At 67.4% G+C, this 13597-nt stretch carries 11 protein-coding genes and 1 pseudogene; all 12 read right to left on the bottom strand.

The features are described from left to right. Window positions 1–8: 8 nt before the first annotated feature. Window positions 9–578 carry a GNAT family N-acetyltransferase gene (locus ACFVUT_RS33180; protein ID WP_389657976.1) on the bottom strand — a complete coding sequence of 190 codons (570 nt, stop codon included), beginning with the start codon at window positions 576–578 and terminating at the stop codon, window positions 9–11. Continuing rightward, the gene (locus ACFVUT_RS33175) at window positions 579–1766 is read right to left on the bottom strand and encodes a type III PLP-dependent enzyme (protein ID WP_389657973.1); all 1188 of its coding nucleotides are present in this window, start codon (window positions 1764–1766) and stop codon (window positions 579–581) included. It abuts the gene before it with no gap. Between the two features lie 19 nt (window positions 1767–1785). Then, window positions 1786–3099 (bottom strand): DUF6271 family protein, encoded by a 1314-nt coding sequence (locus ACFVUT_RS33170; RefSeq protein WP_389657970.1) that lies wholly within the window; start codon window positions 3097–3099, stop codon window positions 1786–1788. Continuing rightward, a complete protein-coding gene (locus ACFVUT_RS33165; protein ID WP_389657967.1) occupies window positions 3081–4145 on the bottom strand; it encodes a phytanoyl-CoA dioxygenase family protein in 1065 nt (354 codons plus the stop codon). The genes ACFVUT_RS33170 and ACFVUT_RS33165 overlap by 19 nt, the downstream gene beginning before the upstream one ends. Window positions 4146–4741: 596 nt before the next feature. Further along, window positions 4742–5674, bottom strand: coding sequence for an ArsR/SmtB family transcription factor (locus ACFVUT_RS33160; protein ID WP_389657964.1), 933 nt, complete (start codon window positions 5672–5674; stop codon window positions 4742–4744). Then, window positions 5671–5859 (bottom strand): hypothetical protein, encoded by a 189-nt coding sequence (locus tag ACFVUT_RS33155; protein ID WP_389657961.1) that lies wholly within the window; start codon window positions 5857–5859, stop codon window positions 5671–5673. The genes ACFVUT_RS33160 and ACFVUT_RS33155 overlap by 4 nt, the downstream gene beginning before the upstream one ends. A 447-nt stretch (window positions 5860–6306) precedes the next feature. Next, the gene (locus ACFVUT_RS33150; RefSeq protein WP_389658174.1) at window positions 6307–7617 is read right to left on the bottom strand and encodes a lipase family protein; all 1311 of its coding nucleotides are present in this window, start codon (window positions 7615–7617) and stop codon (window positions 6307–6309) included. A gap of 803 nt (window positions 7618–8420) precedes the next feature. Continuing rightward, window positions 8421–8855 carry a VOC family protein gene (locus ACFVUT_RS33145; protein WP_389657958.1) on the bottom strand — a complete coding sequence of 145 codons (435 nt, stop codon included), beginning with the start codon at window positions 8853–8855 and terminating at the stop codon, window positions 8421–8423. Window positions 8856–9056: 201 nt separating this feature from the next. Continuing rightward, a complete protein-coding gene (locus ACFVUT_RS33140) occupies window positions 9057–9527 on the bottom strand; it encodes a hypothetical protein (RefSeq protein ID WP_389657955.1) in 471 nt (156 codons plus the stop codon). 94 nt (window positions 9528–9621) lie between these two features. Next, window positions 9622–10314, bottom strand: a pseudogene (locus tag ACFVUT_RS33135) (DUF4157 domain-containing protein); the annotation flags it as partial. A 316-nt stretch (window positions 10315–10630) separates the two neighbouring features. Next, a complete protein-coding gene (locus tag ACFVUT_RS33130) occupies window positions 10631–11536 on the bottom strand; it encodes a proline iminopeptidase-family hydrolase (RefSeq protein ID WP_389657952.1) in 906 nt (301 codons plus the stop codon). A 321-nt stretch (window positions 11537–11857) separates the two neighbouring features. After that, the coding region (locus ACFVUT_RS33125; protein WP_389657949.1) for an alpha/beta fold hydrolase at window positions 11858–13597 on the bottom strand (1740 nt) is incomplete at its 5' end.

The raw sequence follows: 13597 nt of genomic DNA, 5'->3' as shown, positions 1-13597 counted from the left end.
ACAGCGAATCAGCCCACTTCGTCTTTCAAGGGTGCCCCGTGCGGGGACTCAGGGGTGGGGTACGTTCTTCCGGCACGCACACCGGGCACGGGTCTGGACATGCAGACCGCGTCCGCGCCGTAACTCGCCGGGGGCGCGACCCCGCGACGGGCCCGGTATCCGTTGGCCGACCAGAAGGTATCGCTGCCCGAAACGGCGATCAGGGATATCTCGTCGTACCCCTTCGATCCGGCCGTTTCCGTGAAGTGCCGCAGGAGAAGCTTCGCCAGTCCCCTGCCGCGAAATTCCTCGGCGATGACGAGATCGTGCAGGTGCAGGTTACGGGAAGGGAAGACGATGTCCTCTGTCCGGCGCAGATCCGGATACTCGAACATCGGGTAGGGCAAGGCCAGGAGATAGCCCGCCAGCCGCTGGTCGAGATCCAGCACAAAGCATGTGGCCGGCGAGGCGTGCGCTCTGGACTGCAGTGCGTCCCGCCCCTCCGACAGCCCGTCGTCCGTGTACTCGGCGGCCTCCAGTGCCGCGATGCCGTCCCAGTCCCCGTCGGAGATGTGTCGTATGCGCACGTGGTGCCGCATCTACTCCAGCCTTTCCGGGAACACGTCGACGCCGCAGGTGTACGGAAGCGGATCGAAGCCGTTGAACCCGCGCGTCATGTAACTGGTGGCATAGGCGCCGGCGGAGAGGATCCAGACCGGATCTCCCGAAGCGGCGGATTCGGGTACGGCGACGAGACGGTGTTCGTGGGCGTAGGCGTCGTCGCTGTCGCATGTAGGTCCCGCGACCACAGCCCGCACGTCATCCGCTCCGGTGCGGGAGGGAAAGACCAGTCGGTACTGCAACTGGTCCATCTCGTAAAGGCCGTTGAACTTTCCGCAGCTCAGGTACAGCCAGTGCCTGCGTTCGCCGTCGGGCAGTTCCCTGGACGTCAGCCGTGACACATGGGCCCTGATGGCACCGTGGTCGGCGACGAGATGACGTCCCGGTTCCATGAGGAATTCCAGCGGGGTGTCCGACACTGCGGCCAGCCGTTCCATGCCTTCCCGGATCACGGCGAACATCTTGTCCAGCGGAGGATCCAGGGGCCGGCCGTGAAGGTCGAGATATCCGCTCGCGGGCAGACCTCCACCCAGATTGACGTGATCGAGAGGGATGTCCCGACGGTTCAGGTCCCTGATCACCTCTGCCAGTCGTTCGAACGCGTCCTGCCAGGCTTCGGATGTCATTTGCTGTGAGCCGACGTGGACGGACAGGCCGGACGGGGTCAGACCCGAGGACCGTGCCGCCTCCATCACGCGCACCGCGTCGGTTCCCGAGCATCCGAACTTCCGGCTGAGGCCCCAGAGCGCCCCGTCGCCGCTGGTCGCCAGTCTGCAGAAGACACGGGCACCGGGTGCGTGTTCGGCCAGGGCCGCCACATCTTCCAGGCTGTCGGTCGCGAAGTCCCGGACACCCAGGCGATGGGCGTCGATGATGTTCCGGTCGGACTTGATGGTGTTGCCGTAGTGAATTCTGTCGACCGGTGCGCCGTTCCTGATGGCCTGCTCGATCTCCTGGGGACTTGCCGCGTCGAAACCGGACCCCTTCTTCGCCAGGCAGGCCAGGACCTCGTCCACGGAGCAGGCTTTCATGGCAAAGCGAATGGAGATGCCCGGCAGTTCCCGCAACAGCGATTGGTATTGCGCCTCGATTCCCGCGAGATCGAACACGATCCGGTCCTCGTCGGCGGCTGACAGGGCGGCGCGCATGGGTGCGTTGAGATGCATGATGACCGTCCGGGCCCGGCTACCGGCGCGACTCGGGGACATCGGTGGACCTGCTCGCGGCCACCAGTGTTTCCCAGGCTTCGATCAGCAGGGCGAAGTCCTCGATGTCCTCCTGGGCCTCTTCGAGCAGTCTCCGGGCGCGTGACGCCAGAAGCTCGGCGAACTCGGCGTATCTGCCGCCCAGTTGCCGGTAGGAGCGATCGAGGGCGCTCAGCCGGTGTACGTTCTCCTCCCGGTCCGACCGGGCGCTCTCCCTGACGTGTGCGGCGACCGCCGCCGGCCGGACGTGGTGCCGGTCGTCGAGCAGCGACGCACCGGCGGCCGCCATCCTGTCGTAGATGGCGTTGAAGTAGAGCATGGAGAGGAAGAACTTCGTCAGCCGCATGTGGTAGGCCATGAAACCGGAGTCGGTTCTGCGTTCGGCCGTGTAGAAGTTGACGATGTTGCGGTTGTGCAAAACCCCGGGCAGGGTGCTGTCGTACACCAGATGCATGAGGAAGTAGTCGCTGCCGATGGTGTCGGTCGCCGGCGGAAGCGGTACGCGCTCGTACACCTCGTCCTGGAAGCTGATGTTGCACATGTCCACGCGCATGGGGTCGACACGGGTCAGGGTCGAGTGGTCGCCGACGAACGGGGCGGTGCCCGCTCCCCTGAAGGATTCGTCGACCAGTTGCCTCTTCCTCTCGTCCGGCCAATGAGGCGCGGCCCACAGGCTGACGACGTCGTCGTAGATGCCGGAGTCGAGCCGGGCGATCTCGCCGATGTCCACGGACAGTTCACCGACGAACGAACTGCCCACCATCGCCACGGGTTTGTGTACGTGCTCGGGGTCCAGCGCGGTCTCGGTCACCCCGCTCGCCGCGTCCGCCGCCGGGAGGCCGAGTGAGGTGAGTTCGTGGTGGACGGGAAAGACGGGCTCGCCGTCGAGGACCTGGTAGCGGCTGTCCGAGTCCCTGCGGTGCAGCGACCGGCATCCGAGCGCGCTGCCGATCAGGAACGCGCGATTGGTGCAGGCCCCGTAGGAGACGTCGGACGGAAGCATGAGGTCGAGCATCAGGTCCGGCTTCGTCACGCCGGACCGTTCGATCACCCGCCGCAGGAAGTCCCGCTGTCGCGCCTCGTCGAGGTGGTGCGTGATCACGTTCGGTGCCCGATTCGCCTCACTGACGACTCGGGCGTGCTCCGCTCGCGACTCCTCGTCGGAGGAGTCCAGGATCAGCAGGTGCACCTCGACGTCGAAGTGGTCGGCCGCGTAGTCCGCTTCCTCACCGATGGCCGAGATCGTGGCGGCGCACGCCCTGTTCGTGGGAAGGGTCAGGCAGATTCTGCGCATACCGGCTCTCCGATGGACCGTTCGGCTCCTTGCGCGTTCCAGGACGTGAGGCCCAGCAGTCTCTCTCCGAGGCTGTTCAGCTCGGCGGGCCCGTATCGCAGGGACTCATGCCTCGTGAGGTCGCCGACGAGCGTCTTGTTCCAGTCCGGTGTGCTGAGCCGCCGCCACGAGTCGACCCGCGACCGCCGCAGCGCCTCGTGTGACTCCAGGGCGGGCATCATGGAGAGGTACTGAACCGCGCGCACACCGTCTTCCGAGGTGTTCCGTGCCACACCGTGGGCCAGCAGTCCGTTCCAGATCAGCAGGTCACCGGCCTTGAGCTCCGGCCGGACCACAGGGAACTCCACCGGGTCGACATCCGGCCTGATCGGATCCCGGTCCGCCGGCTGAGCGGTCCTCCACCGGTCGAACCGCCGGAACAACTCGGGCGAGCACTGGAAGCCGCCCAACTCCGGAGAGGTGTCGTTCAGCGCGATGATCCCCTGGACCCGCTGTGGCAGAACACTGAGGGTGGTGTCGACATCCCAGTGCAGCTCGATGTCGAAGCCCTGGTCCGTGGGCGCGATGAGCGCGCGATCGCGGTTCCTGATGTTGGGCGGGTTGAGATTGAGCCGGTCCAGGGTCACCCACAGCTCTTCGCAGTCCCACACGTCGACGAACGCGTCGTAGACGCGCTGTGCCTGGCGGCTGTCCCACAGAAGCTGGTGGTGGTACGCCTCGACGAATCCGTAGACATGCAGTTCCCGGTCCAGATCCGTGCGGAACGGCCTGTCCTCGTACCAGCTGTCGGGCCGGTCCGGATCCAGACCCTGGAATTCCCAGGTGAACGCGAGGAGTTGCTCGGCCGTGGCAGCGGGAATCGCCTCCTTCACGATGACGTAGCCGTAGGTCTGCCAGAAGGCGAAGTCCTCCTCGGACAGCACGCGGAGTTCTCGCGACTTCCGGATGTCCCTCAACGGTGTCTCGGCCAGATACGCCTCACCGTCCGCGCTGAAATAGGGGAGGCCCGAAGGGGCTCGGTGCAGATAGCGGTCGGGCGTCGGCATGCAATCACTCCAGTGCTCACGTTCTCGGTGGCCGGGCGGGCCCGACCGCTCCCGCAGCGGTTCGGTACGGGGCTCCTCACGCGTCCTCACGTGTCCGCTTCCACGGAGCGGTGGGAGGCGGGGAGCCGGGAGGCCGCGAAACAAGGTGGTGCCGCCCGCAAAGGCGGCGGGACCACGGCGTGTGGTTGACGGTTGCTGGCGTGTGGTTGACGGTTCTGGCGTCTCGCTCACGTCGCCGTGGTCCTCCGGTCGAGCTGTTGCCATCTCGACCCTGGTCGACCGCGCGAGGTGCAACAAGCCTTTCGGTGTATGCCGAATCGCCGCACTTGCGCCTCGCGGAGCCGGAGTCGCCCTCGAAGTGGAGCGCCGGAGTCGCCCTTGGCGTACAGAGCCGGAGTCACCCTCGGTGTACAGAGCTGGAGTCACCCTCGGCGTACGGCCGGGGTCGCCCTCGGCGTACGACCCGACGAGGACGCGTGGGAGCGTGCCTCGGGCCGTTGAGAGCCGCGGGGTGACGGCCGTCGCAAGGCGTCCGTCAGCTGTCGACTACCGTCGACTACTGCCGACTACTGCCGACTACTGCCGACTACTGCCGACTATGGATTCATCAGGCACTTCGCCAGCGTCACGCCCTCACGGTTCAGCTCGTAAAGGACGCGGGTGCCGGCCCGGTGCCGTTGCACCACCCCGGCCGAGACGAGGGCCGCCAGATGCTGGGACACGGTGCTCACGGCGAGCCCCAGATGGTCGGCGAGGGCGGACGTGGTGATCGGTACGGCCAGCTCGCGGACGACAGAGGCGCGCCCCCGGCCCAGAAGGATCGCCAGACGGTCCGCCCGCTGGGGCTGCGTCGCGCCGTCCCGTTCGGGTCCGCGGTGCAGGAGGCCCGCTCCCCGCGCCGCGAAGGAGACCACGGTCCGGCCGTCGGCGACCGACCACCAGTGGGTACCGTCCGTGAGAAGCATCGGCACCACGGTCAGGCGGTCCACTCCGCCGGTGCGCTCGGACGGGATCCCGAGGTCGTGGAGCAGCGCCGCTCCCCCGCTCATCGCCAGGGTGCGCGAACGGAAGAGGATCTCTTCCTCCAGGGAACGCACGAGGCCGGCCCCGCGCGGTTCGATCGCGGCCCGCCAGAAGGTGGCGAACTCGACCGCCAGGTAGTGCAGCTGACGTTCCGGGTCACGAATCAGCGCTGCGATCACCGGGTCCGCGAACGCCTCAGGGTACTCCCGGGCCAGTTCGTCCCGGACGAGCCCCGGCGGTGTGCGCACCATCGCATCGAGTTCGTCGACGACGCCGGCTCTTCGTGAGGTGACGCCCGCGGTCAGGAACGAGGGAATGCGGCCTCGCGGACGGGCCAGGGCGACGACCGCCTTCAGACGCGGTGTCAGCGCGCCGTGCGCTTCGCGGGCCCAGGACGCGTGCGGCCAGGGAACGTCGGGGCCGTACCGGCTCAGCAGGGTCATTCCACCGAGGGTCTGCCACATCTCGCCCAACGCCAGGCGTACGTCCGGAAACTGTCGGCTCATAAGCTCTCCAGGCCATCGCACACCTGGACCACGTGTCCGGATCGTGGCATCAACTCCGTTGCGAGGTAGCAGCATTCACGTCGGGAGAGCAGCACATCCGGAACGGAGGCATGCGGCGGCTCGAACATGAACCCCGTCCATTCATCGTGGTCCAGACCAATGATGAACGAGCTTTCGGCAGCCACCCCGCGACTGTCAAGGATCTTGTGACCCAGGTCACCATTCACTCACGCAACACGCAAGGCTCGCAACGGAAAGTGACGAAAGTTGGTCTAGACATGATGGCGGAATGCCTGTTAGGTTCACGCCCGAAAACACCCGCGAAGCGCTCCGCGCACGGCCGCGACCAGCGCGCCGCATCGGTCAACTGCCGTGCGCCGTAAGCCTGAGGACGAGGTCGTGCGCGACGAGAAGTTCTTCGTGATGACGACAGGAGTGAAGCAGCGGCCCCGACGCGGGTTGCGCCGGGGCCGAAGGACGAACAGCCGGGTCCGAGGGACGGACATCCGGGTCCGAGGGACGAACAGCGGAGGCCGAGGGACGAACAGCCGGGTCGTACTGGTCGATGCCGGTGTGTTCCCCGACTCCATGCCGGTGCGTTTCTCAGCCGGTCACTGAACGCGGAGGATCCGTCAGGGTTGCAGCGGCATCGTCCAGCAGTTGGACGTGGCGGCCTTGCCGGAGAGCCGGTCGGTGAGCCAGGAGATGGCGCTTCCCTGGTCGGTGAGCAGCGGCACGAGATGGTTGGTGAGCAGTCCGTCGCCGAGGTTGGGCAGGATGACGGCCTCGTAGGTGACGTTGGCTCCCTTGCCGCACCAGTCGACGGCGAGTTGGCGCGCCTGCGCGTGGGGGACGATGTCGTCCTGGACGCCGGTCGCCAGCCGTACCGGACCGGCCGGCTTGAGGGTGCCGATGCGCTGATCGTCGAGGGTGGCCTGGAGTTCCGGCTCGCTCCGCACGATGTCGCTGAGGGACTGACCGGTGGTGGTCCATGCCGTGCTCTTCTTGAACCCGTATCCGAAGATCGCGTCACCGACGCACATGGTGGACAGGTCGCCCAGAGCCGTCCTGCCCGCGGTGTTGAGATACCTGTCGGCGAGGGCCCGCAGGTCGGGGTACGCCTGGAGGAAGCCGTTGAGCGACCAGCCCAGGGCGCCTGCCAGGGCGCTGCCGTCGATCCCCTTGATGACCTCGGTCAGGTTGGCGGGCGGCGCACCGGAGTAGGTGCCTGCGAGCGTGATCTCCGGGGCGTAGGACGGCTGGAGTTCGGCGGCTGCCGCGCTGGCGCCGCCGCCCTGGCTGTAGCCGAAGAGACCGACGCGCGAGTCGGAGGTGATCGACGCCGCGGGCAGTGCGCGCGCGGCGCGGACGGCGTCGAGCAGGGCGTGTCCGCCGTCGAGGCGGTTGACGTAGGTGTGGAGCCGGTCGGTCGCGCCGAGCCCGACATAGTCGGTGACGACCACCGCGACGCCGGAGGCCAGGAGACGGTAGATCGACAGGTCCTCGTAACCGATCGACACGCTCTCGCCGTTCAGCGCGATCGGGTGTTCCAGTCCCAGGGAGGCCGCGCACTGGTCGCCCTGCCCCATCGTGCCGGGGGCCACGGCCACCAGCGGTCGCGGGCTGCCGCCCTTCCACGCCGCCGAGGGCTCGATGTAGGCACCGGTCACCGCGACGGGTTGACCGTTGGAGTCGGTGGACTTGTACATCAACCGGGTCGCGGTTCCCGGCAGCGGGCCACCGATGCCGGGCAGGCTGAGCGCGAGCGGAAGGTGTTCGGTCCGGATCAGGGCGCCGTCGGCCGAGGGAAGCGACGCGGGCGGCTGGTAGAACTCGGGGACGGCCGCGGCACTTGCAGCGACATCGGCCGAACCGGTGGCGGCTGCGGCAGGGATCGCCTGGACGCTCAGGCAGGCGAGTGCCACGAGCGCGGTGGCGACCATGCGGTTGCGGGTCGGGGCGGTGGATCTGCGGCGCGCGGAACGCTCGGGCCGTCCGGCGCCACGGCGTCCGGTGGGCGGTCGATCCGGCCGGTCGGTGCGGCGGAGTAGGTTCATGCGGCTCACTCCCTGCTTCGTCCGTAAGTGGGGGCTGTGCCGGCCGACGGCGGCGGAGGGATGACGCCGTGACCCATGTCGGACCTGAGTTGACAGCCATGGGCTGTCCCCGGCTACAGCCATGGCTGTAGCCGGCCTCCTGTCCGTTCATCCGTTCGTGCAGATCACACGGCGATGCCACCACCGCTGTCGGGCAGCGCAACGCCGGTACTGGTGCTCTGCGCGCCGGGGCGAGGCACGCAGTGACGGGCAACCGACCACGCGCGGGCAGTCGTGCGTCCTCGCGGGCAGTCGTACGTTCTTCGGCGCCCGGCGAGCGGCGCACCCCTGCGGTCGGCGGATACCCGACGCTCGTGGCTGCGGCTCCGCCGTCCTGTCGCCGACAGCACCAGGCCGCCGAACTACCCCGCACAGCAACTTAGTTACTGGCGGGTTACATGGGGAGAGTAAGGCGCGTGGCACTCAGTGACAAGATGTGTGCACGGGCCATTTCCGAGTGGCTCGCCATGGCGCTCTCACCGACAGGCAGGTGGGTGGGTGGGTGGGTGGTCGGGACAGAGCGGTGGCCTGCAGGAGCGCGGCGATCCGGCGGGTGCGGTGGCGCGGAGGGGGCGGTGGCGCGGAGGGGGCGGTGGCGCGGAGGGGGCGGTGGCGCGGAGGGGTGCGGGGCCCTTGTTCCTGTCGAGCCATCACGCAGAGGCTGCGCCGACGCAGAACTCGTTACCCTCCGGGTCGGCCATCAGGACATGGTGTCCGTCAAACTTCTCCAGGGCGGTCCCGCCGGCTCGCACCAGGCGTTCGGACTCCGCCTTGATCCGTGCCCATCGCTCGTCAGGACCCCCGTGCCCTGGCACTCGGACGTCGATGTGGAGCCGGTTCTTCGCTGTCTTGGGCTCGGGGACCTTGAGGATGCAGAGGCGCGGGCCGACACCGTCGGGATCACAGAGCCATGCACCGTCATCCACGGAGTCGTCCTCTGGCAGGTCGAACTGCGCGAACCACTCCTCGCGCGTCTTGAAGGGAGCAGGCGGCGGCTCGTCGACATAGCCAAGGGCCGTTTTCCAGAAGACGGCAAGAGTCTGCGCGTTCGCAGCATCAAGCGTCAGGTCGATTCTGGTTGTCATGGAGGGACCGTACTGCGCACCTCTGACAGTCGAGGCACAACCGAAGCAGCGGCTATCAGCAATGTGCCGGACAGGCCCCTGCCCGGCACATCACGGTCTGCGCCAGAGCCGGAATCGAGGCGACGGTAACGGCGCCGTGGAAGACGTAAGCTCTCTTGTCGTATCTCGTGGCCGTCGTCGTCCCTTCTTCTTCGCCCGGAGTCACTTCTCGTAGAGGTCCTGCCGCTTCTCAAGAAGATCGTCAGTATTCTTCTTATTGAGCCTGGAATCTTTCCACGCCTTGGGGTAGGAATCTTTGACGAGATCCATGTGGTTCGCCAGCAACGCCAGCCGCTGCTCCGGTTTTTCCACGCCCTTCAGATCGATGAGCCCGAGCAGTTTCTTCTGAAGGTCAGACCAGGACAGCTTCTCCTTTTCCTTCTCGTGATCCATCAGATCCTTTCGGATCGCCCCCTCTCCCTTCCCTGTCGCATCCGCAGCGTCGATAGTCGCACCCGGAATGCAGTTGATATAGGTGAGATATGAATTGATGGCCTGCCGGAGGAGAAACGGCCGCAGGGACGCAGAGGTCTTTTGATCCTTGCCTTTCTCTACGTCATTCGCCAAATCAATCTCGGCTTGCGCAAGATTCGCCTTGTGTTTGTCGTCGACATAGAACCCCAGTTCCGACATCTGCGACCCCGTCTTCTCGGCGGCCTCCTTATGGGATTCAAGTATTTCAAAAGCGCGATCAATCGTCTTGCCTGGAACGCGTGACCGCCGCGCCAGGACCTGCCTGAGGAGCCCGCATGACCCGGACGGCGTTTGCCTCCGCCTCCCGCTCGAAGCGGTCCGCCGGGTCGGATACCTTCAGCCCCGCCCCGTTGTCCGTACCGGCCACGGAACCGTGGCGTTGCTGCATGACATGGGTGAGTTCGTGGGCGAGGGTGTGCTCGTCGAAGCCTCCGTCGCCGATGACGACGTGGTCGCCACTGGTGTAGGCGCGGGCGCCGACTTCGGCAGCCGAAGCACGGGCGGCCTTGTCGTCGTGGACGCGGACGTCGGAGAAGTCCGCACCGAGGCGGGCCTCCATGTCGGTGCGGATCGTCTCGTCCAACGGTCGGCCAGAAGCGCGCAGGACGTCATGCACAGTGGAGCGCTGCACGGCGGGCTGCACGGCCGGCCGGGTGTCCTGATACCCGGCCGCGGCGCTGTGCTGGTGCTGACCTTGGGCCTGGGCCTGGTCCTGGGCCTGGGCCTGGGCCTGGGCCTGGGCCTGGGCCTGGGCCTGGGCCTGGGCCTGGGCCCAGGGGTGGCCGGCGTCGCGCAGCATCTGGACGACCGCGTCGTTCCCGACGGTGGCCTGCAGGGCAAGCAGGCCGGGAGGCCGCAAGTGGGAGGCTGCGGATGCACGGTCGCTTGCGGTCCTGGTGGTCCTGGTGGTCCTGGCGTTCTCGTGATCGTGCACGGGGAGTCTCATTCCGGCGTGGGAGTCTCAACTACACCTGCATACACAACCCGTGACTGCTGATGCCAGGGACCTGAGGGCAGCATGGACTGACCCCGGCGGGCAAGGTACAGCGCATCGGGAGGATCCGCCGGAACAGTTCGTCGAAACAATTCGTCGGAGCGGAAGAGCCCGCCCACCCCGCCCACCCCGCCGACGCCCGGCCGACGCCCGGCCGAGTCTCCGCCGACGCACGCCGACGCCCGCCGACGCCCTGACCGTGCCGGCGTCCCGACCGTGTCCTGTCCGCCTCGCTGGGGAACGGGCAGCACCTCACGAACCCGCGTTCTCAGGACCGGTCCACCTCGTCGAGGAATGTCCGCATGACTTCCTTGAAGCGTTCTGGTTCCTCCAGATGCGGCAGGTGGCTCGATTCCTCGAAGATTTCCCACCGTGCGCCTGCGATGTGGTCCATGAAGGGCTGCACCGTGGCCGGTGTCGCCTCGTCGTGCCGACCGGAGATGAGGAGCGTCGGCACGTTGATGTCAGGGCAGTGATCGATGACCGACCAGTCGCGCAAGGTGCCGTTCACGTGGAACTCGCTCGGTCCGTTCATCGCGTAGTACACCGTGGGGTCGTTGTACACCTCGTAGAAGGAGGCCAGGTAGTCCCGGGGCCAGGGGGTGAGGCGGCACACGTGGCGCTCGTAGAAGGGCCGCATGGCCGCGTAGTACTCGTCGGTGTCGGTGGTTCCGGCGGCCTCGTGCCGGAGGAGTGTTTCGTTGACGTTCGGGGGGAGCTGGTCCCGGAGGAGTTTGGCCTCTTGGAGCCAGAGGGGGTAGGAGGCGGGCGAGTTGGCGATGACCAGACCCCGCAGTCCGGCCGGGCGTGACGCTGCGTGTCGGGTGATCAGCATCCCGCCCCAGGACTGGCCGAACAGCACGTAGTTGTCGGCTATGCCGAGGCGTTCCAGCAGGTTGTCGAGTTCCGCGGCGAACAGGTCCACTGTCCAGAAGTCCGCCCCGCGATGGGGCAGATGAGTGGAGCCGCCGTTCCCGATCTGGTCGTAGTGCACGACCGAGCGTGAGCCCTCCGCGAGATCGCTCAGGTTCTGGAGGTAGTCGTGCGTGGAGCCGGGTCCGCCGTGCACGACGACGAGAGCGGGCCCGTCGGCACGGAGATCACCCGTCACCCGGTACCACGTCTCGTACGCGCCGAACGGTACGGTCCCCTTCGCGCTGGGTGCCACAGTCACGTCACTTCGCCTCGCTTCGCGTCGCTTGCGGAGGGGAGTGCTGGGTCTCGTGTACGAGCGCCACAGCCTGTGCCCCGGGGTGCTGATCGCTGATGGGCCTATGGGTACTACTCATCGGCCGTGGTGCCTCACCGCTCGATCGTTCGCCATGGGCCCGGGTCCTTCGCCTCGGCGGCAACCTCGACGGGGACCACGTCGCGTCGGGAACCCCGTCGGGAACCACATCGGGATCCTCGGCCGTGCTGAGGCGGGCCGTCGACGCTCGTCGACGCCTTGGGCTTTTTGCGGCCCGCCCTGCCCGCCCTGCCCTGTATGCGTCCGTCATCGCCACTCGGCCGGATCGTGGAAGGTCTCGGAGGCAAGCCATTCGTCGATGACGCGTGCGGTCTCCTCGGCTCTGTCCTCGACAAGGGTGAAGTGGTTGGCCCGTACCGTCCGCAGCGTGTGCGTGGCCTCCCACGGTTCCGCCCGACCGTCGACCAACTCGGGCGATGTGTCGTCGCCGTCCGGGACGAAGGACTGCGTGCACTGGACGAAGAGCACCGGCGAATCGACCGCGGTGAGCGGCAGTTGCGGTACCAGTTCCACCCAGCGGCCCATCGCGGAGAGCCTGCTGCTGTCGAACTGCCCGAAGACCGTCTCCTTGTCGAACATGCCCAGTGCGAGATCGTCCATGGGCACGCCGTCGCCGCCGCCGTCGTGCACCTTGAAGGTGTCGAGCAGGATGACGCCCGCAGGGCTCACACCGCATTCCTTTTCGAGGTATCCCGCGGTGGCGTAGGCGAGGGTTCCGCCCGACGAGTATCCGAGCAGGACGAACGGTTCGCCGCCCGCGGCGTCCAGTACGCTCCGGGCAAGTGCCTGGACCGCCGCGTCCGACGATGTCGGCAGGCTCTCCCCCGCGACGAATCCGGGGACGGGCAGCGCCGAGATCCTGCGTCGGCCACCGAAGTGGGAGACCAGCCGCGCGTGCTGATGGACACCGCCCGTGGCCATCGGGGTGCTCAGGCAGATCAGGTGTGGCCCGTCGGCGGAATCCGTGAGCCGTACGGCGGAAGGCAGCCGGTCGATCTCTGCGGCGGAGGCGAAGCCCGGTCGAATACTGGCTGCGGCCTGCAGCAGCGCGAACCCCTTGTCGGCCTGTCCGGCCACAACGGCGGAATGGAACAGGTCACGCAGCGTCTCAGGAGCCCGGCCGGTCGGGTGCCCGGCAGTCCCGGCTCCGGCCCTGACGTCGTCGGCTGTGGCGCCGGTACCGGAACGGGCTTCGCCGGCGTCCCGCTCCGCCGCGCCGCCGTCGTCCGCCCGGAGCCCGGAGGCCAGGAATTCCGTACGCAGAAGCCTGGCCAATTGCGCGGGGCTCTTGCTGTCGAAGACCACCATGGGGGGCAGTCGTAGCCCGGTGTCCTTCATCAGTGCGTTACGGAGTTCCATCGCACTCAGCGAGTCGAATCCCGACTCCAGGAAATCGCGCTCGGGGTCGAGGGCGTCCGCCGTGCTGTGGCCGAGGAGAGTGGCTGCCCGCTCCAGGACGAGTGACCGGAGGACGGCCTCCTGCTCGGCCTCTTCCGCCTGTGCGATCCGCTGCCGGAGCGACGCGGTGTCCGTCCTGGTGACGGAAGTGCGCCGTCGGGTGGTGGTGGGGGCGAGGTCGCGGAGGAGAGCGGGAATCGTGTCGGTACGCGCACGGAGGGCCGCGACATCGATCGGCAACGGAACAACCGCCGCCCGGCCCGACGCCAGACCCGCATCGAACAACGCCAACCCCTGAACCGGATCCAACGCAGGCAACCCCTGCCGCCTCATCCGCTCCAGATCCGCCTCACCCAACCACTGCCCCATCCCCGCACCCGACCACAACCCATACGCCATCGACGTCGCCGGCAGACCCTCAAAACGCCGCTGCACCGCCAACGCATCCAGGAACACATTCGCCGCCGCATAGTTCGCCTGCCCCGCCGCCAGCACAGAACCCCCCGCCGACGAGAACATCACGAAGAAACCCAGACCACACGAACGAGTCGCCTCATGCAAATACCACGCCCCATCCGCCTTCGCACC

Origin of the sequence: Streptomyces sp. NPDC058051, assembly GCF_042885475.1 — a bacterium.
GTDB lineage: Bacteria > Actinomycetota > Actinomycetes > Streptomycetales > Streptomycetaceae > Streptomyces.
Note: the sequence above shows the minus strand (reverse complement) of the source record. Positions and strands in the feature narration are given on the sequence as shown.